The organism is Gilvibacter sp., assembly GCF_013214815.1.
Classification (GTDB): domain Bacteria; phylum Bacteroidota; class Bacteroidia; order Flavobacteriales; family Flavobacteriaceae; genus Gilvibacter.
Map to the genome: position 1 here is coordinate 15350 of NZ_JABSPU010000022.1, position 21044 is coordinate 36393.

Below are 21044 nucleotides of genomic sequence, written 5' to 3' on the forward strand. Positions count from 1 at the left end.
AAGGTCATCTCTTGAGCCTTGGTGGTTTTTGGCAATTCGATCTTGGTCTTCCCTTTGATGAGATTAAAGCGTCCCCAACGGGCCTTTTCTAAACGAATGCCTGCATCTTCCCAATCGTGAATGAGCTTGTCGCGTTCTTTTTGCAACTTGTCTTCAATCAAAGTCTCAATGTCTGCTCTGCTCAAGTTGTCAAAATCGTACTTCTTGTTCACGTTGATGAACATACCGCTCCATTTGATAAACGGTCCAAAGCGACCCTTACCTTTTTGCACAGGCATGTCTTGATACATATATATAGGAGCATCTGCTTTTTTCTTAGCTTCAATGAGCTCGATGGCGTCATCGAGTTTCACATCCAAAGGATCTTGTCCTTTAGGCAAAGAAATGAATTGCTTTCCAAAGCGCACATAAGGACCATAGCGACCATTGTTGACCGTGACATCTTCTCCTTCATACAAACCGAGATCTTTGGGTAGCTTGAATAGATCCAAGGTCTCTTCCAAAGTAATGGTAGTTAATTGCTGATCTGGTCTTAAACTGGCAAACTGCTTCTCTTCATCATCCGGAGCTCCGATCTGAGCCATCGGACCGAATTTACCCAGACGCACCAAAATGGTCTTCCCAGTATCTGGGTGCGTCCCAAGGATGCGCTCCCCGCTCTCGCGTTCGGCGTTCTCTGCCACATCTTTAACCTGCGGATGGAAGGCCTTGTAGAAATCACGCATCATTTCTGTCCACTGCTCGTCTCCGTCAGCGATCTGATCAAAGTCCTCCTCTACCTTAGCGGTAAAGTTGTAGTCTACAATATTGTCAAAGTGATCTACCAAAAAGTCGTTCACGATCATTCCGATATCGGTAGGTACTAGCTTACCTTTATCAGACCCGACCATTTCTGAGAGTTCTTTGGAAACAATGTTTCCATCCTTTAAGGTGATCTGTTCGTATTTGCGTTCGTTTCCATCTACGGTACCTTTCTCCACATAGTTTCTGTTTTGAATGGTCGAGATGGTTGGCGCATAAGTAGAAGGACGGCCAATGCCGAGCTCTTCTAGCTTCTTCACCAAAGATGCTTCCGTGTAGCGATACGGCGGACGCGTAAAGCGTTCGGTGGCCGTAATGTATTTGTTTCCTAAGGCGTCGCCTTCTGCTAGCGCAGGAAGCATTCCGTCTTGTTCTTCCTCGTCGTCATCAATACCTTCCAGATACACTTTAAGGAATCCATCGAACTTGATCATCTCCCCATTTGCACTGAAAAGTTCACTGTGCGTATTGGCGGCGATCTTCACTTGGGTGCGCTCCAATTGCGCATCACTCATCTGGGAAGCAATGGTACGTTTCCAGATCAGTTCGTACAAACGCGCTTGATCTCTATCGATATCTACCGCGTGACGTGACATATCGGTTGGACGAATGGCCTCGTGCGCCTCTTGAGCACCTTTGGCTTTACCTTTATAGTTACGCGGTTTGGAATACTCCTCCCCGTATGATTTACTGATCTCTTGTTGTGCTGCGGACTTGGCTTCCTCAGAAAGGTTCACACTGTCCGTTCTCATATAAGTAATGAGTCCCGCCTCATACAAGCGTTGGGCTAAGGTCATCGTTTTACTCACTGAGAAATACAACTTACGCGAAGCCTCCTGTTGCAAGGTCGATGTGGTAAAGGGAGCCGCTGGAGATTTCTTCGCTGGCTTTTTGGTCAAGCTGGCAATCGAGAAATCTGCATTGAGATTCTTTTGCAAAAAGGCGTTTGCCGCTTCTGAACTGTCAAAGTTCTGTGGTAACTTGGCTTTTACACTTTTACCGTCCGCAGTTTCAAACATTGCATCCACACGATAAGAAGCCACTGGATTGAAATCCATGATCTCACGTTCGCGCTCTACAATGAGTCTTACAGAAACAGATTGTACACGTCCTGCAGAGAGTCCGCCTTTTACTTTTCTCCAAAGTACCGGTGAGATCTCATAACCCACCAAACGGTCCAAGACGCGACGCGCTTGTTGTGCGTTTACTAAGTTGTAATCAATGGAACGTGGATTGGCAATTGCCTTTAGAATGGCAGATTTGGTGATCTCGTGAAATACGATACGCTTGGTCTTGTCCTCTGTAAGTCCTAAAGATTCAAACAAGTGCCAAGCAATGGCCTCTCCCTCTCGATCCTCATCACTAGCCAGCCATACGATCTCTGCCTTGGCAGCCATATCTTTCAGCTCCTTGACCAGTTTCTTCTTGTCTGATGGAACAACGTATTTCGGCTTAAAATCGCCCTCAACATCTACTCCTAACTCCTTGGACGGAAGGTCCACAATGTGTCCAAAACTCGAAGCAACCTTGTACTCTTTTCCAAGAAACTTCTCAATCGTTTTGGCCTTTGCAGGAGACTCCACAATAACCAAATTCTTCGCCATATATCTTTTTATTTGGGCTACAAAAGTAGCGCAAATTTTTTTTACCCGTATTTCCGCATTAAAAAAGCCCCGTGTAAAACAGGGCTTTTAGAAGGAATTTAAAGCGAACTTAATTTAAACTAAAACTTGCTATAAGACCGATTCCTTCATCGGTGTATTCATAATTATATAAGGTATTATTCCCAATCATAATGATCCATTGTTCCATAGGAATAACATCAAAAATTTCTAAATCGTTATAGGTAATGATACGAGAAGCCTCTAGCGGATCACTGATATCATATACCGCTAAACCATAGCTTCCGTCACTTACGTAAAGACGATCTCCTTTCACACCGAGACCGTAAGGTTCGTTCATGGTTTCTGATTTTAATATGAATGGATTGGAACGATCCGTCACGTCAACCACATCCAACAAACTGTCTGGCTGTCCACACCAGCCACCTCCACGAACAGTTACATAAGCAATATCGCCTTGTACCACTACAGGGTCACAACCAGTGATGTGTGTTACTTGAGAAAGGTATAAAGGATCTCCAGGATTGCTCAATCCATAAATGAACATTCCTATTGGGCTACCTATATATAGGTAATCTCCATCACTAAAGATGGTTTCCACACCAGCATCTACTGAGGTCTCTCCTCTGAGCTGCGGATTGTCCAAGTTGCTGATATCAAAAGAGAAGATTCTAAAGGAATCTACCACGTATAGATAATCTCCAGTAATATTGAAACGCGCTAACGATCCTCCTGTGCCTGTTGCTCCACCACTGTCGTTAGCAGATTCCAAAACAAAATCATCATTGCGTTCAAATTGACGCAGCTCTGTGCGGTAATCCCAACCCACGATCACTTCTGTTTCTGGATCGAATTCATCATAGTTAACTTCCCAGATATTGCCTTCAAAATCCGGCGTGCGCTTGGGAAGCACTTCTTCTAGTCTATTAATTAAGGTAGGGTTTGCTGGATCGGTAAAGTCAAAAACATAGAGATCTAGCCAACTATCTACATATAGTATATCATTCTTAACAGCCATGTCTACATTCCCTGGAACATTGATAAAACCGATCTTTGAAGGATTGGCTGGGTCACTGTTGTCAATAATATGGATCCCTTTGTATTTATCGTTGACCAATACGTATTCTTGGTACGCATAGATCTTACCAGATTCTGAGATCTGCTGAACGGATCCAGGACCTACGCTGGCTCTAAAATCTGCAATAGTAGTGGTTAAAGGAGTGGCAATAAGCACCTCTTCTGTATAGGTATCGTCAGAGCAGCTCCACAGCGCTGCAAGAACAAAAATTAAAAGTAACTTTTTCATTAAGTGGTGTTTGTTTAGCAATCAATTTTATTTCTAGACGCACTTATTGTTAAAACGTTGCGTTTGATTTATGATTATTTATGATGGAATTAGCACCCTGACACTTTGTCATAATTTGGATTAAATCCTATCTTTGCACACTAATTGATACCCAAAAGGGCCGTACCCAATTATGGAGAAGATCATAGACGAAAACAAGCAGGGAACTACCCTAATGACTGAAGGCACTGCCTCTAACTCGCGTAAATTATTCATTGAAAGCTACGGTTGTCAAATGAATTTTAGTGATAGTGAGATCGTGGCTTCAATACTTGCCAAAGAAGGATTCAACACCACTCAGAACCTAGAAGACGCTGATCTGGTCTTGGTCAACACTTGCAGTATTAGAGACAAAGCGGAACAAACGGTTCGCAAGCGCTTGGAGAAATACAACGCAGTGAAAAAGATCAACCCAGGCATGAAGGTTGGTGTTTTGGGCTGTATGGCCGAACGCCTGAAAAGCAAATTCTTAGAAGAAGAGAAAATTGTGGACCTGGTGGTTGGACCCGACGCTTATAAAGACCTGCCTAACCTTATTGCAGAGGTTGATGACGGTCGCGAAGCGGTAAACGTTATCCTTTCCAAAGAGGAGACCTATGGAGACATTACACCCGTTCGCTTAGGAGGAAACGGAGTTACTGCCTTTGTGAGTATTACCCGAGGCTGTGACAATATGTGTACCTTCTGTGTGGTGCCATTTACCCGCGGACGCGAACGCAGTAGAGACCCTAAAAGTATTTTAGACGAGGTCAATGATCTTGCGGCCAAAGGCTATAAAGAAATCACCCTCTTAGGGCAGAACGTAGACAGTTACCTTTGGTATGGCGGTGGATTGAAAAAGGATTTCAAAAAGGCCAGTCCCATGCAACAGGCCACTGCGACAGATTTTGCTAAACTCCTAAGAATGGTGGCGACGGCACAACCTAAATTGCGCATTCGCTTCTCTACTTCCAATCCACAGGATATGACAGAAGATGTGCTCCACGCCATGGCGGCACACCGCAACATCTGTAATTATATTCACCTACCGGTACAAAGCGGAAGCACCAGAATATTAAAGGAAATGAACCGTCAACATACTCGTGAAGAGTATATGGCGCTTATAGATAAGGTTCGTGAGATCATTCCCGATTGTGGAATCTCTCAAGACATGATCGCAGGTTTCCCTACGGAGACTGAAGAAGATCACCAAGATACCTTGAGTCTGATGGAATACGTCAAATACGACTTTGGCTTTATGTTCATCTACTCAGAACGCCCAGGCACTATGGCTGCACGTAAAATGGAGGACGACATCCCCGAAGCGGTTAAAAAACGCCGCTTGACGGAGATCATTGATATGCAGCAAAAACATTCGGCCTACCGGACCAAGAACTTTGTGGGTAAAACTGTGGAGATCCTAATTGAAAAGAAATCTCGCAGAAGCGATGCTCATTGGAGCGGTCGCACCTCGCAAAACACCGTTGCCGTATTCCCAAAAGAAGACTACAAGGTTGGGGATTTTGTAATGGTAAAGATCAACGACTGTACCAGCACCACGCTTTTAGGCGAGGCTGTTGGGTATAGCGAGAATCAATAGAGAACTAATAATTAAAAGTTTCCCATTTTCATGGGAATTATTATGGAATCAATACAAGCCACAAAACAGCGATTTGGGATCATCGGTAACGATGCCAAGCTCAACCGCGCCATTGAAAAGGCCATTCAGGTGGCCCCTACCGACATATCGGTATTGGTGACAGGAGAAAGTGGTGTTGGTAAAGAGAGTATTCCAAAAATCATACATTCCCTCTCCCACAGAAAGCACGGTAAATACATTGCTGTGAACTGCGGAGCGATCCCAGAGGGAACTATAGACTCCGAACTTTTTGGGCACGAAAAAGGAGCCTTTACCGGAGCTACGGCTACTCGTAGCGGTTATTTTGAAGTGGCTGACGGTGGAACTATCTTCTTGGATGAAGTTGGAGAATTGCCACTGCCTACCCAAGTGCGCCTGCTGCGTGTCTTAGAAAACGGAGAGTTCTTAAAAGTAGGTTCCTCAAAAACCCAAAAGACCGACGTTCGCATAGTTGCAGCAACCAATGTGGACATGTCTGACGCCATTGCCAAAGGCAAGTTCAGAGAAGACCTCTATTACCGCTTAAGCACGGTGGAGATCGGCTTGCCTCCCTTGCGCGAACGCTCAGAGGACATTCATTTGCTCTTTAGAAAGTTTGCTACGGACTTTGCTCAGAAATACAAAATGCCGACCATCCGCTTGGATGAGCATGCTACGCAATTGCTCTTAAAATATCGCTGGGGTGGGAACATCCGTCAGTTGAGAAATATTGCGGAACAGATCTCAGTATTGGAGCAGGATCGTGTGATCAGTTATGACACGCTTAAGAGTTATTTGCCGGATGTGGGCAGCAATCTGCCTGCGGTGATCAATACTAAAAAGTCAGAAAGTGATTTCGCCTCAGAACGCGAGATCCTCTATAAAGTACTTTTTGATATGCAGCGCGACGTCAATGACCTAAAAAAATTGACCTTAGAGCTCTTGCGCAATGACGACTCAGAAACAGTACAACGCGAACATTCTGGACTGATCAACAAGATCTATTCAGAAGATGAGCCCGAAGAATCCTTTGCGGAAGCTGTTCCTGCAAGACGCGAACTCATTGTTCCAAGTGACGTAGAGGTTATTGGTTACAACGACACTCCTGCGGTTACCAACGTGGAAGACAAATACCACTTTGCCGAGGAAATTCAGGAAGAAGAGACCCTCTCCCTTCAGGAAAAGGAGCTGGAACTGATCAAAAAATCATTAGAGAAATACAACGGTAAACGCAAGGCGGCCGCAGAAGAATTGGGAATCTCTGAGCGTACCCTCTACCGTAAAATCAAACAATACAATTTATAAGATGCGGATAGTTCAATGGGTATTGCTTTTAGCAATTAGTCTGAGTTTCAACAGCTGTAAATACTACTCCTTTACGGGGGCGGATGTTGGAAACGCCAAAACCTTTCAGGTGAATTTCTTCCAGAATCAGGCGGCCATTATTGAACCGGGAATTGATTTGAAGTTCACCAATGACCTGCAAGACCTTATTGTAAACCAAACGAGTTTGGAATTGGTTACCTCCAATGCCGATCTGACCTATGAAGGTGAGATTGTACAGTACTACATCGCGCCAATTACAGCTACATCCCAGAATACGGCGGCACAAAACCGTTTGACCATTTCTGTACAAGTGCGTTTTTACAATAAATTGGACGATACGAAAGACCTGCAGCAACGTTTTAGTTTCTATTTTGACTTTGACGGAGATGCAAACCTAACCGGGTCGAGACGCGACGATGTGATCGATGAGATCTATCTACGTTTGACTCAAGATATTTTTAACGCTACCTTGGCGCGTTGGTAATTTGAATACACAGGAATTTACATACCTCACCCAGCGACCTTCAGAAGTCACAGCAGCGCATCAGCAGCAACTCGACGAGTTATTGCAGGACTTACCGTATTTTCAAGCCGCACGTGCTCTTCAACTCAAAGCCTTAAAGAACAGCGGTAGCTACAAATACAACGATGCCTTAAAACGCACTGCCGCCCATACAGCGGATCGTTCTATTTTGTTTGACTACATCACCTCTGAGGTATTTAAGCAAGATGAGGTTGCCCATAAGATCAAGCATCAACACACCAATTTGAACGAGATTGAATTGGTAGATGCCGAGGTGGTCAGCGCTTCACCGCATGAGCTCGAACAAAAACTCAAAACCGAACTCAAAAAGGCCAAAGCGGTTTTAGACCCCGACCTGTTTTTAAAGATCGATACTCCTGAGCCTCTAGAAAAGGTTGAAGACCAGCCTTTGGAATTCAAAAAGGAAGACAAACACTCCTTTGCGATTTGGCTGCAACTCTCTCAAGTGGAACCCGTGGAACGCGAAGAAGAATTACCGGCGGCTACCACCCATGATCCTAAAGAAGAACGCTTTAAACTCATCGATGCCTTTTTGAGCAGCAGCCCAAAGATCGATCCGCAGGAAGAAGCGCGTTCCTCAAAGAATTTAGCAAAACCTTTCACAAAGTCTTCTGACGCCTTGATGACGGAGACTTTAGCCAAGGTTTACCTCCAACAGAAAAACTATAAAAAAGCCATTCAAGCTTACAAAATTTTAAGTTTGAAAAATCCCGAAAAAAGTGGTTTCTTTGCAGACCAAATTCGGGCGATAAAGAAAATAATGGCCCAAAACTCAAAAGACAATGACAGCGTTTAATATATTTCTGATCCTGATCATCTTAATTGCATTCCTACTCGTAGTTGTAGTAATGGTACAGAACCCAAAAGGTGGCGGACTTTCTTCAACTTTCGGAGGCGGAGGCGGTCAGCAGATCGGTGGTGTAAAAAAGACCGGAGACTTCCTTGACAAGAGTACTTGGACTTTGGCTGTACTGCTTTTAGCATTGATCCTGCTTTCTAACATTCCAATTGCCGGTGGCGGTGGATTGGGAGAGTCTAAAGCGATTGATGGAGATGCACCTGCACAAACAGAGCTTCCTGCCACAGACGGGTCTCCAGTGCAGACAGATGAGCAGTAAACTCTGAACAACAATATTGAAATGCCAGCTTTTATGACAAGCTGGCATTTTTTTTTGCATTGTGTCAGGGAGAATTCCAATGGCACAATTTCTGCCTTAAGGCAAGCGTAATTTTTATTAAACCAAAAAAACACATATAGATATGGGCTTAAATATTCAACCCCTGGCTGACCGGGTTTTGATTGAACCACAAGAGGCCGAGACCAAAACTGCATCGGGTATCTACATTCCTGATTCTGCCAAAGAAAAGCCACAGCAAGGAAAAGTAGTTGCTGTTGGTAAAGGCAAAAAAGATCACGATATGACTGTAAAAGTTGGTGATACTGTACTTTACGGAAAGTATTCAGGTAGTGAACTCAAGTTGGACGGCCGTGATTATTTGATCATGCGTGAGGACGACATTTTAGCAATTATCTAATCCACAATAATCTAAAGAACCAAGACAATGGCAAAAGATATAAAATTTGATATTGAAGCAAGAGACAGCATCAAGCGTGGTGTTGACGCGCTAGCCAATGCAGTGAAGGTTACCTTAGGACCAAAAGGTCGTAATGTGATCATCAGCAAATCCTTTGGCGCTCCACAAGTCACTAAAGATGGAGTAACTGTAGCTAAAGAAGTTGAATTGGAAGATGCTCTTGAGAACATGGGAGCTCAAATGGTAAAAGAGGTTGCCTCTAAAACCAATGACCTAGCTGGTGACGGTACCACTACCGCAACAGTTCTGGCTCAAGCTATCGTAAAAGAAGGTCTTAAGAACGTAGCCGCTGGTGCAAATCCAATGGATCTTAAACGCGGAATTGACAAAGCTGTTGAGGCTTTGACCGCCGATCTTGAGAAGCAATCTACCAAAGTGGGAAGCTCTAGCGAGAAGATCATGCAAGTGGCGTCGATCTCTGCCAATAACGACCCTGTAATTGGAGAATTGATCGCTGAGGCATTTGGAAAAGTAGGTAAAGAAGGCGTGATCACTGTTGAGGAAGCCAAAGGAACAGAAACTTATGTGGACGTTGTAGAAGGTATGCAATTTGACCGCGGATACCTTTCTCCATACTTTGTGACCAACAGCGCCAAGATGAACGCTGAGTTGGAAAACCCAATGATCTTGCTTTGCGACAAGAAGATCTCTTCTATGAAGGATCTACTTCCTGTGCTAGAGCCTATCGCACAACAGAGCCGCACGCTATTGATCATCGCAGAAGATGTTGATGGAGAAGCACTAGCAACTCTAGTAGTGAACAAATTGCGCGGATCTTTGAAGATCGCTGCTGTTAAAGCTCCAGGTTTCGGAGACCGCAGAAAAGCTATGCTAGAAGATATCGCTATCCTAACTGGAGGAACCGTGATCTCTGAAGAGCGCGGATTCACTCTTGAGAACGCGACTATCGATATGTTAGGTACTGCAGAGACCGTAACTATTGACAAGGACAACACAACCATCGTGAATGGTGCTGGTAAGAAAGCAGACATCAAAGCACGTGTGAATCAGATCAAATCTCAGATCGAAACTACCACAAGTGATTACGACCGTGAGAAACTTCAAGAGCGATTGGCCAAATTGGCTGGTGGTGTAGCGGTACTTTATGTAGGAGCTGCCTCTGAGGTTGAAATGAAAGAAAAGAAAGATCGTGTGGACGATGCACTTCACGCTACGCGCGCAGCGGTAGAAGAAGGAATCGTTGCCGGAGGGGGTGTAGCCTTGGTACGAGCTAAGAAAGTATTGGACAAGCTTACCACAGAGAACTTAGATGAAACTACAGGTATTCAGATCATCGCTCGCGCTATTGAAGAGCCCTTGCGTCAGATCGTTGAGAATGCAGGTGGTGAAGGTTCTGTAGTTGTAAGCAAAGTAATGGAAGGCAAAAAAGCCTTTGGTTACAATGCCAAGAATGACACTTATGTGGACATGCTAAAAGAAGGAATCATTGATCCTAAGAAGGTAACGCGTATCGCTTTAGAGAACGCTTCTTCTGTGGCCGGAATGATCCTTACTACAGAATGTGCCTTGGTAGACATCAAAGAAGATGCTCCAGCTATGCCTCCAATGGGCGGTGGCGGAATGCCAGGTATGATGTAAGCGAATCACATCGAAAATTTTAAAAAGCGTCTCCATTTGGAGGCGCTTTTTTTGTTTTACTGCGGATGGAATTGAAGCTGAATGATAAAAATCGAGTTAGCTTTTATAAAGTTTTACGTCTGGAAAGAGCTGCGGGTTGTATCTTGTAATAAAATGCTATGAGAAAGCTACTTACATTCACATTGCTCATTTTTTTCCTCAGCGCACAGGCACAAAAAGAGGAACAAGCTGATCCTATTGCTCAAGGATTAAGCACCTATTTGGACGCCAGAAAAGCCATTCACCTCCACCTTAATAAAGACCGCTATTTCACAGGCGAGTCTATTTGGTTCTCTGCCTACCTGTTTGATCTGGCCAGCGGACAGATCAGTCAAGAGGACTCCAATTTACACGTGGTATTGCTGGATGAAAAGGGCGAAACCCTAGCCACTACCCTTTTGATCACTCAGAATGGACAAGCTCATGGAGAATTCTTGATCAGTCCTAAACAAACGGGAAGCGTCTTGTACCTCAAAGCTTATACGGCGCAAATGAATGGCTACTATGAGGATGATTCCTTTTTAGCCACCGTAGAATTGATGGGCAACGAAGCGGCCGCTGGTGATGCTGAAACTTCAAGTGCTTTAGATATTCAAATCTTGCCAGAAGGGGGATACCCGTTAGTGGAAGTGGCCAACAATTATGGAATAAAGATCCTCGACGCGCGAGGTTTAGGGGTTCGTGTTAATGGGATAGCGATTACAGATACTCAAGGCAATACGCTGCTGAAAGACCTACAAACCAATGCCTTCGGCATGGCCAAGTTTGTCTTTACACCTCGAACAAACCAGACCTATCAACTGCAGTTCAATTATAAGGGAGTGCTTGTAGAAAAAGCCCTTCCTGAAGCCTTAGCCAGAGGTATTGGAATGCGGATTGATCAAAACTATGTTCGCGGTGACTTGCAGGCTCGAGTTTACACTAATGAGCAATCTTTGCCCTTTATTCAAAATGACAGCCTCAAACTGGTGGTTCACAAAGCCAGCCAAAGTAAAATTTACTTTGTGAAGTTTGAAAAGGGTTATAACGAGCTCAAGCTCACCATTCCCAAGCAAAAGCTCTATCCTGGGGTCAATACGATAACCCTCTTTAACTCCACAAACGAGCCACTCTTAGAGCGACTAATTTTTAACAGCGGAAGTTTTAAGGCCTTACCAGAACTCATCAGCGAGAGCCAACATCTTTTGGATTCTACCAAACTGACACTTAAACTAAAATCAGCAAAAACAGAGCATTGGACGCAAACCAGTATTTCTGTACTTCCTGCAGAAACTTTAGCTGCTCAGCAATTACCCAACATCCATGCCTCAAGTTTGGTGCTACCTTATATCAAAGGACATTTGGAGCAACCCAATTATTACTTCTCGAAACCATCTGCGCAGAAATGGTATGCCTTAGATCTTGTCTTACTCAATCAAGGCTGGAGCAAATACCAATGGCGCAATATCTTTAATCAGACCCCAGAAACCGATTATTACTACAACGGTCCTGGCATTAGCCTAAAAGGATATCTTAGGGCTCCAGAAGGCACACAAGCTGAGCAACTGCTGTTCTATTCTAAAGAAAATGAGGAAGTACAATACGTTCCCATTGATGCCGACGGCAAATTTGAAGTCAATAATATTAAGGCAGTTCGCGGAACCACTTTTGAATTAGCCGCTATGGACAGCGCAGGCAAGCCATTGGATTGTCAATTTTTCTATACGCTGTCGCCCAATGAACTGGACCTCAAAAATCCATTCGGAATAACAACCCTCAATCCTTTTATTAAATACAACGCCAACAGCGACCTCTATTATTCAGGATTTGACCCAGAAGCGGAACGACTCGACGAGGTGGTGATCACCGCCAAAAAACTTAAATACGAACAATTCTTTCGCGGTTGGGACGCCTGGGTAATTGATAACAGTGAGAAATCACGGGGTAATTTGGGGAATTTTATTGGCACCTATGGCTATTACCGCAAAGGCGGTGGCATGGTCAACCTCACCACGACTCCAAAAGGAGGTTTTGTGGAAGTTTCTCCAGTGGTGATCATCAATGGTCAAGGCTACCCTGTAGGCTTTGCCATGGATGCCATTAGCATGCAAGACGTTGCAGAGATCTATGTGAAACGCCCAGAGCGTAGTGTAAACAATGTATTGGCCAATAGGATTCATATTTTCATGGTCTTTCTAGAAGAAGACTTTAGTCTGGCAGCCAAAGAAAAGAGCACCGCCAAGAGTTTTACGCTTACGGAAAAAGGACTCAGTCCAACTAAGGAGTACTACCAACCGCTTTATGATTACAAGTCAGACAGTTTTAAATCTCTAGGGACCTTAGGATGGTATCCTCAGTTATTTCCAAAAGCCGACGGCAGTATTGAATTCCAATTCATCAATCCTGAAAGACAGGATGTACTCTTACTTGTAAATGGATTTGACGCAGCAGGCAATCCTTTCGGAATTACACAACAAATAGAGGTTGATGGAATTGATTAAGTCTTAGCAACTTCTTAAAATTCAGCCAAATCGAGTTAGCTTTTATAAAGTTTTACGCCTTAAGCGCGAACCGAATCGTATCTTTAAAATAAAACTTCGGGGGATGAGAAACTTTACTTTACTAGCATTACTACTCTGTACCTTATTAAACTTCGGACAGACCCAAGACAGCCAAACGGCAATATCAGGAGCCTTACAAAACTATTTAGCAGAGCGGCAAAATATTCATCTGCATCTAAACAAGAACCTGTACTTCCCAGGAGAAACCATTTGGTTTTCCGCCTACCTCTTTGAGATCAGTGATGGTTCGCTCAGCATCAACGACGCCAACTTAAATGTGATCCTTTACGATCAGCAAGGGCAAGAGCTCAGCAGTATACTAACAGTGACTAAGGACGGCCGGGCGCACGGATCCATTTTGATCGATCAAAAACAGGAAGGCCAATTGTTGTATATCAAAGCGTTCACCTCTAGAATGAACGGTTACTCGGAGGACAATTCGTTCATGGCTCCCATTGCCTTGTTGAACCCATCCGAAGAGACTACATCAGATATTACTCAAAGTCAAGCCTTGGACGTTCAGATCTTGCCAGAAGGCGGGCACGCGCTTACCAACGCCAACAATACTTATGGAATCAAGATCATAAATCCGACAGGCTTGGGAGTCGCTGTTAGAGACATTTCTCTAGTAGATGCAAGCGGTCAGGTCTTGCAGACGGGCTTAAGGACCAATACCGTTGGAATGGGCAAATTTGTATTCAACCCAGAAATTGACCAGCAATACAGCCTTCAATTCACCTATAAAGATCAAACCATAAAGCAAGATTTACCCAAAGCCGATAGAACCGGGATTGGGATGCATCTGCAACAGAACTTTTCAAATTCCAGCGTTCAGTTGACGGTATACACCAACGAACAATCCTTGAATTTGGTCAATGATAAAGCCTATAAACTCTATATCCATAATGGAGAGAGCTTTAGAGAATACCCCGTTGAATTTGAATCTGGCTATACAGAATTGACCCTAGTTTTTCCAGCAAAAAAGCTATTTGATGGAGTCAATACCTTCACGCTTTTTACCGCGGACAATCAGCCTGTATTGGAACGGTTGATCTACAAACCAGAAGCCCTTGTGAGCAGTAAGATACAGGCGAACATCAATCGATTTGACCAAGACACGGTCATTGGTAAATTGCAGATCAGATTAGACGACTCTATCAAAGTCAAAACTGCGAGTATCACCGTCGTTTCAGATCAGTCCTTGGCGCTTCAGGACTCTCCCAACATTCTGGTATCTAAAAACCTGAAACCTTATATCAATGGTTTTATTGAAGATGGGAATGCCTATTTCACCAATTTCAACAGCAGAAAACACTACGCCTTAGATCTACTTATGCTCAACCAAGGATGGAGCAAATACAAATGGCGTCATGTATTCGCGGCTACAGATAATGCCGCGAAAGACGATTATTATTTTGATGGCCCTGGGATCAAATTAAAAGGCTATGTAAGGGCAAATGATCCTGAAGATGTGCCCGATCAGCTGCTGTACTACTCCAACGTAAACAAGGAGATTCAGTACGTAGACATTGATAAAAACGGAGATTTTGAGATCAGTGAGATCAAAGGCACCACAGGGACAACCTTTGAGTTGGCGGCCATTGACAAAGAAGGCCTCCCTGTACAATGCCAGTTCTTTTTTAGCTTGGCACCAACCTCTAAGGACTTAAAATCTAATTTTCAATTAGAAACAGCTAATCCCTTTGCCAAACGTGAGCTGGATGACAGCTTTAGCAATTTTGGTTTTGACGCTAATGCGGAGCAACTCGATGAAGTCGTTGTGGTGCAGAAACCCACTTTGAAATACGAAAGCTATTTTAAAGGCTGGGAAGGCCGAAAAATGACCCCTTCTGAAAGGTCCTATGGAAATTTAAAGGTCTTTATGGGCACCTACGGCTACTATTCGGTGTTCTTAGAGAACAACCCGGCGCCAGTTTTTGGTAAATGGGTCATGAACCCCAACGGAAGAGGCAGCAACTTCATACGTCCCTCTGTTATTGTTGATGGTGTTCCATATGATCCTTTAACGATCGGTGAAATGCTCTCACTTCAAGATGTTGATGAGATCTACACGGATCGTATTGGGAAGGTCCATACCTTCATTGTATTTACCAACAGAGAGTGGCAAACACGCAATCAGATCAAAACAGCTAAAACCTTTACACTAGAAAAAGGTTATGCCTCGTCCAAAGAGTTTTACACCCCGAAATACCAGTATACTGCAGCGAGTTTTAAAGCCTACGGTTGTTATCATTGGATTCCTCAAGCAGAAGTTGATCTGGCTGGAAACATTGGGCTGAGTTTCGCCAACCCAGAAAAGGATAATGTGAAAATATTGATAGAAGGTATTGACCAAATGGGCAGAGCTTTTAGCACCACCCATTTGCTCAATTTAAGCGGCACAAATTAAGTGTTGCGCTGCTTGTAATCTTTATATAGCGAATAGGCGCTAATGGCGATCAAGGTGAGTACCAAAGGGTATAGTACCAACAGATCGGTTCTAACCACCATTTCAGGATCGTCTTGAGTCGCCATCCACTGCTCTACTCGGTTATTCCATATAAAAGCTCCTATAGTGACCACTATGGTCATTGCATATAAGAGTACGCGTTTGGTCAATTTCATAAGTCGAATTTAGCGTCCGCCGCCGTGTTTGCCTTTCATATTCTTATGATCCTCAACCACAGCTGGATCGCGATACTTACAACACATGGCTATCGCATCATACGCATCATCCGGCGCTTTGTGATTGGGAGTATCATGGCCCACCGCAGCAATGTTCTTTTCAATAGCATCGAGAGAGATTTTCTTCTCATTGAAGATCAGGCTTAACTCATGGGTTTCCACATTCCAAACAGCTCTTTTCACTCCGATGGTTTCTACTGCAGCCTTTTCAATGCGCATTTTGCACATGCCGCAGACTCCGTCAATTTCAATGTTCGCTTTGGCGTTCTTGTTTTGAGCGTAGGTCAATCCAGCACTCATTATTGCTAATACAATTAATAACTTCTTCATTTAATTCATTTTTAAGCGTAAGCCCGCGTATACCATTCTTCCAAAAATCGGGCCGTAAAGAAAAGTGGTATCAAAATTATCTCCAAAGGGATTCTCCGCACTGATCACAGGATCTGTTTGGCGCTGATCCGTTATGTTTTCGCCTCCCAAATATACTTCAAAAGACTTAGAAAACACCTTGGTTATCTGCCCGTTAAGAGTTCCAATAGAGGGAGAACGCTCCGGACGTTTGAACTCAACAGGATTCTGCGAGGTATTCGCAAAACGCGCCTGATCCAACCAATTATAGGTCAAATCAAACTTCCAAGAAGGGCTTTCATCTGCCTTGTTGATCTCATAACCCAGATTGGCAAAGATTCGATTTCTAGGCGTTAAAGGACGTTCCAATCTTCCGGAATCATAATCGATCTGCACATCATAGAATTTATAGGCCGATCTGAAATCCAGATTATCTACCAATTCATAGTTAAACTCAAACTGAAAACTATTGGCAAAACTACTGCCCTCTAAATTGTAAAAACGAATGGCCGTTGGGGTCTCCCAATCTACCACTACTTGGTTCTCAAAATCGGTTCGATAAAAGTCCAAAGCAATATCCGCTTTACGCCCAAAGAGCTCAAAGCCTTGTAAAAAGGATACGCCACAGTTCCAGGCAATCTCCGGGTCCAAGCCGTAAATGCTTCCGCCCTCATCATTAATGGCAATGGTTCGGTTGGTAGCAAACAGCTGTTGATTCTCTGTAAAGATATTGGCTGATCGGATTCCGCGACCTGCAGAAATTCTGAACACTCCTTTGTTCCAGACCTCATAACGGGCATGCAATCGCGGCGTGACAAAAAAGCCGAATCGGTTGTGATTGTCTACCCGCAATCCAGCGGTCAAAGTAAGCGCATCTAAATTGTCAAAGGCGTACTCAAAGAATCCTCCAACAGAGTTTTCAATACGATCAAAATTAGTGCCCTCAACCAGTTCGTCATAAGCATCATGAGTAAAGCCGATCCCGGTTTTGATCTTGTGTCTGGAATCACTGATGATGGAATTGTAGATCACATTTCCGTAAAAACTCTGATGAGTGATATCATAATTACGCAAACCAAAGTAGGATTCTTGCTTGTGATAGCTAAAGGCTCCTTGGATTCCCAAACTGCGCCAAGGCAGTTCTGTGTTGACAAAACCAAGCTTTCCAGAGACATCAAAACGCTGGGTGTCGATCTCAGAACCCCATAGATTTGTCGTACCCCTATCGCGACTTGGGTCAAAGTCCTTTTGCCCAGTTTGTTTACTGTCATTCAAAAATCTAACATTGATAAAGCTCACTATGCCTTCTTCAGTATCCGTGTATTGCCAACGATTCATCACGTTGATCTGCTCCTGCAAAGGCATATCTAAAAAACCATCATCGTTGCGATCGTTCTTTTGATTTCGGATATTACCGTGCACATAAAGCCCCGTTGACCATTTATCAGTCACTTTTTGGTTCCAGTGGAAATTCCCTTCCAGGCGTCCACTTAAATTTCCATAGAGATTTAGGAAAAGTGGAACATCTGTGGTGGGTTTTTGAAGTTCTGCGTTGATCTGTCCGGTAATGCTCTCAAAACCGTTGATCACGCTTCCAGAACCTTTGGTGATCTGAATACTCTCCACCCAAGTTCCTGGAATAAAGCTCAAACCATAGGTTTGGGCAGCCCCTCTAATTGCTGGAATATTCTCTGTAGTGATCAGTATATAAGGACTGGTAAGCCCCAACATTCTAATCTGACGCGTTCCTGTTACGGCATCGGAGAAGTTTACATCGATGGACGGATTGGTCTCAAAACTCTCAGACAGGTTGCAACAGGCCGCCTTGAGGAGTTCATCACTGCTCACCAGAACTACATTTTGTGCTTGAATAAAGGATCTAGAAGAGGCCTTTTTCTCCACACTGACCGTCACAGCATCTAAGCTGCTGTCTGGCTCCAAAGTGTGGACAATTCTACCAGGACCAGAAACGGTCAAGGTGTCGTCTTTAAAGCCCACATAACTGATCACCAATTGCTTGTATTCTGGCTTATAAGGTAATTCAAAGTTACCGTCAAAGTCTGCAACTGCGCCTACTTGCGTGTCCAACCAAATAAGGTTGACACCTCCCAAGCCAACTTCTCCATCAGCACTACCATCAAGGATCTGTCCAGTAAGCATCTGCTGTCCAGATAGACCGAGTGGAGTCAATAGTAAAATTAAAAACCACTTTCTCATAGTACTACTGTTTGGGTGAGCATATAAATCGCCATGATGATCATGACCGCGTTTTCAATCAAAGTAGCCTCTGTCATCGGCAGATTGAGCCAAGTACCTAAACAGGCACAACGGATCTCTCTTTTGTCCAAAATAGACCGTAAGATTCCAACGGTTGTTATGCTTAGCAATACTAAAGTGGTCACAAAAACAGGTACAAGCCCAATTTGAAATAGCAGTAGTGTTCCCAATGTCAGTTCTATAAATGGATAGGCCCATCCATAAGGTCGAAACGCCTTGGCCAAGGGATCGTACATGGCAAAAATTTCAGGAAATCCTTTTAAGTCGAGGAGTTTAAAGAATCCGAAGACTAAAAAGAAGAGCCCCATAAAGTCCATCATAGCTTCCTTAAGGGAAAATGATTGATAATTCAATAAAGCGGTAGCTACTAACAGACCCGCAAAAATGATCAATAGCGGTCTGAGTTGTTTGAGCTTTGATGCTTTTATCGGCTTTACCTCTGAGTTAGGGTTAATGGTGTATTTATCTCCTAAAGCTTGCTGCAGCATCATCTGCGGAAGCGCCTGAGCAGCTTCCAATATGGCCGTACCATCATCGAGGGAAACTGTAGCGCTTGAGACTTCTGGCAAGGCTTCCAAAGAGTCTTTAACGTTTTTGACACAACCCATGCAGGTCATGCCTTGTATGTGTATTATTTGTGTTGACATTTTTAATGTATAGCGTTTAACAATGGATCAATGGATCTTCGTTAATGCCCGCGCAAGCAGGCCTATACATCAAATGAGGTAGATCTCGTAGAGGATAAATAAAGGAGTGTCATCTGGTGGTGGCCTATAATAAGGCAAGCCAGAGGTTGCTTGAGCAATTTCTTCAAAATGGAAATGCGAGTAAAGAACGGGGCCAACCCACACATAGTCCAACTCAAAATCGAAGTCAAAAGCTACTTTGGCGTAATCGTCGTCCAGTTCGATCTGCAAGTATTCGTTATCACAACAATCCATGATAGGCGCTGTGGTCTCGCAATCAGAAGCTGGCATCACCATACCGCAGCTCAAAGCCGCATGACCCAAGGTGATCTCACCCATCATTTTATGCTCCCCACAGTAGTGTTCAGCATAAGTGAGTCCGGTACTGCTCAGCAGTATCAAAACAGATAATATGGTTGCAATTACTCTTTGCACACTACAAAATTACAAAAACTGAGTAAATTGGTGGAAACCTAACAATACTTTAACTACTCTTGTTTGAGCGCGTCAAAGACTGTTTGACCGTTTTCTATAGCGCTGAGCATCTGCTCTTTAAGCGCTTCAACGCTTTGCGCATATTTCTTTAGACTGTCTGTTTTAGCAGCAGTAAGTGGCTTTCCTTTATTGATCTCTTCAAAATCAAAGGCACCACCAAAGGCACGCATCCAATCCATCATGGCTGTATTGGCTGATTCAAGATCATCAAGTACCTTTTGCTGATCCGCCGTTCTTAGGCTGTCCGGAATAGCTTCTGAAATCTGCTCTTGTAGCCTGGATATATCGCTCATTTTTGGCATGAGCTCATCGTGCACAGCAACAACGGCTTCCATCTCATTATTACACGAAACCAGAAGCATTGCTATAAAGAAGAGCGTGATAGATTTTAGGACTTTCATCTTTGGCGCTTGTTTAGTTCGCGGCTGCAGCTTCAAAAGTATCAGAAACGCGTCCGCAGTTCAGCATCATATCTCCAAAATACGGATTATAGATCTCCTCGCTATTGGACAACCAATATGCGCCGGTATTATTAAAGGCCATTGGGCAGTATTGCTTGTAGACCGCACCGCCTTCAATATTGTCAATAACCAACTGCTCTACAATTGGCGTTAAACGGTTAAAACCTTCTCTTTGGGCAGCGATCTCTTTGGATTCCATCACAAACTGAGCAGCCATAAAGGTCTCTTCATCAACGCCCATATTTGAAAAAGCCGTCAATAAAGCGTCTGCTGCTTTGGAAGTTGCCGCTACGTCTGAATTCACCAAGGTGGTCTTAAGAGCAATATAAGCGTCAAAGATGGGTCCAACTTTTGGATCTTTAAACTTAGCCGTGGTAGCGGCTGCTTCATATTTCGGTTTTGCAGCCTCAGTGGTTTGAGTTTCTGCGGATTCAGCCTCGGACTCTGGATTCTGTTTGGTCTCATTTTTACAAGCAGTGAAGCAGATCATTAGGAACGCTAGGATCAAAAAAGATGGGATTCGCATACAGTTGAATTTTATACTACAAATATACTTTAAGCCTCCGCATCTTTGGTGTTGTTTTCATAATAAAATGCGGGAATCAGCAAGATAAGAAGCAAGGGCTGGATCAGAAAACGTCTAATGTAGAATAACCCCTCTAGTGGCGGTTGTTTTAACGCAATTAACACCCAAAAGCTGATAAAGAATAGTAAAAAGGCAGCAAGCAGTATCCAAAAGGTCAATCGGGTTTTGGAAGAATTGACAAACCAAAGTTGAATGATCGCTATGGTGATCGCTCCAGTAATCCAAAAGCGCAGGGCCATAACTCCTAATAATTTACCCATAGCCAAAGTTGGCAAAGCTTGGCCTTGATATTGCCCCTTAAAGAAGGTATCTAAAGGATCGTAGAACCAATCCGCAGCATACATCCGCAGCGCAACTAAAGCACCGAACAGCAATACAATTAACCCAATTCGCAGACCTCTACCCATTAGTTTTAGCTTTTTTAAAGACCCCAACCCAGAGCATCCACAAGAGCGCCACAAGGCCATAGATCAAGGCTGGAAAGACCACTTGATGCA

19 protein-coding genes are annotated in these 21044 nt (G+C 43.8%); 9 read left to right on the plus strand and 10 right to left on the minus strand.

The window, feature by feature from the left end; genetic code table 11:
- Window positions 1–2405 (minus strand): type I DNA topoisomerase (gene topA / locus HRT75_RS06665; protein ID WP_291184207.1); only part of this gene is annotated, 2405 nt, incomplete at its 3' end.
- A 109-nt stretch (window positions 2406–2514) separates the two neighbouring features.
- Entirely contained in the window at window positions 2515–3729 is a 1215-nt protein-coding gene (locus HRT75_RS06670; protein WP_291184209.1) for a hypothetical protein, read from the minus strand.
- Between the two features lie 172 nt (window positions 3730–3901).
- Here HRT75_RS06670 and miaB point away from each other — a divergent pair, with 172 nt between their 5' ends.
- The 9 genes from miaB (at window position 3902) to HRT75_RS06715 (ending at window position 15419) form a co-directional block, all read left to right on the plus strand.
- Window positions 3902–5347, plus strand: a complete 1446-nt coding sequence (miaB, locus tag HRT75_RS06675; RefSeq protein WP_291184212.1) for a tRNA (N6-isopentenyl adenosine(37)-C2)-methylthiotransferase MiaB — start codon at window positions 3902–3904, stop codon at window positions 5345–5347.
- A 42-nt stretch (window positions 5348–5389) separates the two neighbouring features.
- Window positions 5390–6670, plus strand: a complete 1281-nt coding sequence (locus HRT75_RS06680) for a sigma-54 dependent transcriptional regulator (RefSeq protein ID WP_291184262.1) — start codon at window positions 5390–5392, stop codon at window positions 6668–6670.
- A gap of 1 nt (window position 6671) precedes the next feature.
- The gene (locus tag HRT75_RS06685; RefSeq protein ID WP_291184215.1) at window positions 6672–7175 is read left to right on the plus strand and encodes an LptE family protein; all 504 of its coding nucleotides are present in this window, start codon (window positions 6672–6674) and stop codon (window positions 7173–7175) included.
- Window position 7176: 1 nt separating this feature from the next.
- The gene (locus tag HRT75_RS06690; protein ID WP_291184218.1) at window positions 7177–8031 is read left to right on the plus strand and encodes a hypothetical protein; all 855 of its coding nucleotides are present in this window, start codon (window positions 7177–7179) and stop codon (window positions 8029–8031) included.
- Window positions 8018–8353, plus strand: coding sequence for a preprotein translocase subunit SecG (gene secG, locus HRT75_RS06695; protein ID WP_272831585.1), 336 nt, complete (start codon window positions 8018–8020; stop codon window positions 8351–8353). The genes HRT75_RS06690 and secG overlap by 14 nt, the downstream gene beginning before the upstream one ends.
- Before the next feature lie 142 nt (window positions 8354–8495).
- A complete protein-coding gene (locus HRT75_RS06700) occupies window positions 8496–8771 on the plus strand; it encodes a co-chaperone GroES (RefSeq protein ID WP_291184224.1) in 276 nt (91 codons plus the stop codon).
- 27 nt (window positions 8772–8798) lie between these two features.
- On the plus strand, window positions 8799–10430 hold the full coding sequence (gene groL, locus HRT75_RS06705; RefSeq protein WP_291184227.1) for a chaperonin GroEL: 1632 nt from the start codon (window positions 8799–8801) through the stop codon (window positions 10428–10430).
- 158 nt (window positions 10431–10588) lie between these two features.
- Window positions 10589–12949, plus strand: coding sequence for a hypothetical protein (locus HRT75_RS06710; RefSeq protein ID WP_291184231.1), 2361 nt, complete (start codon window positions 10589–10591; stop codon window positions 12947–12949).
- 103 nt (window positions 12950–13052) lie between these two features.
- Complete coding sequence (locus HRT75_RS06715; protein WP_291184233.1) at window positions 13053–15419, plus strand: hypothetical protein; 2367 nt, start codon at window positions 13053–13055, stop codon at window positions 15417–15419.
- On the opposite strand, the gene HRT75_RS06720 is transcribed toward HRT75_RS06715, so the two are convergent.
- The 8 genes from HRT75_RS06720 to HRT75_RS06755 form a co-directional block, all read right to left on the minus strand.
- Window positions 15416–15634 (minus strand): hypothetical protein, encoded by a 219-nt coding sequence (locus HRT75_RS06720; protein ID WP_291184236.1) that lies wholly within the window; start codon window positions 15632–15634, stop codon window positions 15416–15418. The two genes, HRT75_RS06715 and HRT75_RS06720, sit on opposite strands and share 4 nt — an antisense overlap.
- A 9-nt stretch (window positions 15635–15643) precedes the next feature.
- Window positions 15644–16024, minus strand: a complete 381-nt coding sequence (locus tag HRT75_RS06725; RefSeq protein WP_291184239.1) for an ATPase — start codon at window positions 16022–16024, stop codon at window positions 15644–15646.
- Window positions 16025–18259, minus strand: a complete 2235-nt coding sequence (locus tag HRT75_RS06730; RefSeq protein WP_291184242.1) for a TonB-dependent receptor — start codon at window positions 18257–18259, stop codon at window positions 16025–16027.
- Entirely contained in the window at window positions 18256–18966 is a 711-nt protein-coding gene (locus tag HRT75_RS06735) for a heavy metal-associated domain-containing protein (protein ID WP_291184245.1), read from the minus strand. The genes HRT75_RS06730 and HRT75_RS06735 overlap by 4 nt, the downstream gene beginning before the upstream one ends.
- 69 nt (window positions 18967–19035) lie before the next feature.
- The gene (locus HRT75_RS06740) at window positions 19036–19440 is read right to left on the minus strand and encodes a hypothetical protein (RefSeq protein ID WP_291184248.1); all 405 of its coding nucleotides are present in this window, start codon (window positions 19438–19440) and stop codon (window positions 19036–19038) included.
- Between the two features lie 53 nt (window positions 19441–19493).
- Window positions 19494–19901, minus strand: a complete 408-nt coding sequence (locus tag HRT75_RS06745; protein WP_291184250.1) for a hypothetical protein — start codon at window positions 19899–19901, stop codon at window positions 19494–19496.
- Window positions 19902–19914: 13 nt separating this feature from the next.
- Window positions 19915–20487, minus strand: a complete 573-nt coding sequence (locus tag HRT75_RS06750; RefSeq protein ID WP_291184253.1) for a DUF3347 domain-containing protein — start codon at window positions 20485–20487, stop codon at window positions 19915–19917.
- Between the two features lie 29 nt (window positions 20488–20516).
- The gene (locus tag HRT75_RS06755; protein WP_291184256.1) at window positions 20517–20954 is read right to left on the minus strand and encodes an exosortase F system-associated protein; all 438 of its coding nucleotides are present in this window, start codon (window positions 20952–20954) and stop codon (window positions 20517–20519) included.
- Window positions 20955–21044: the final 90 nt, after the last annotated feature.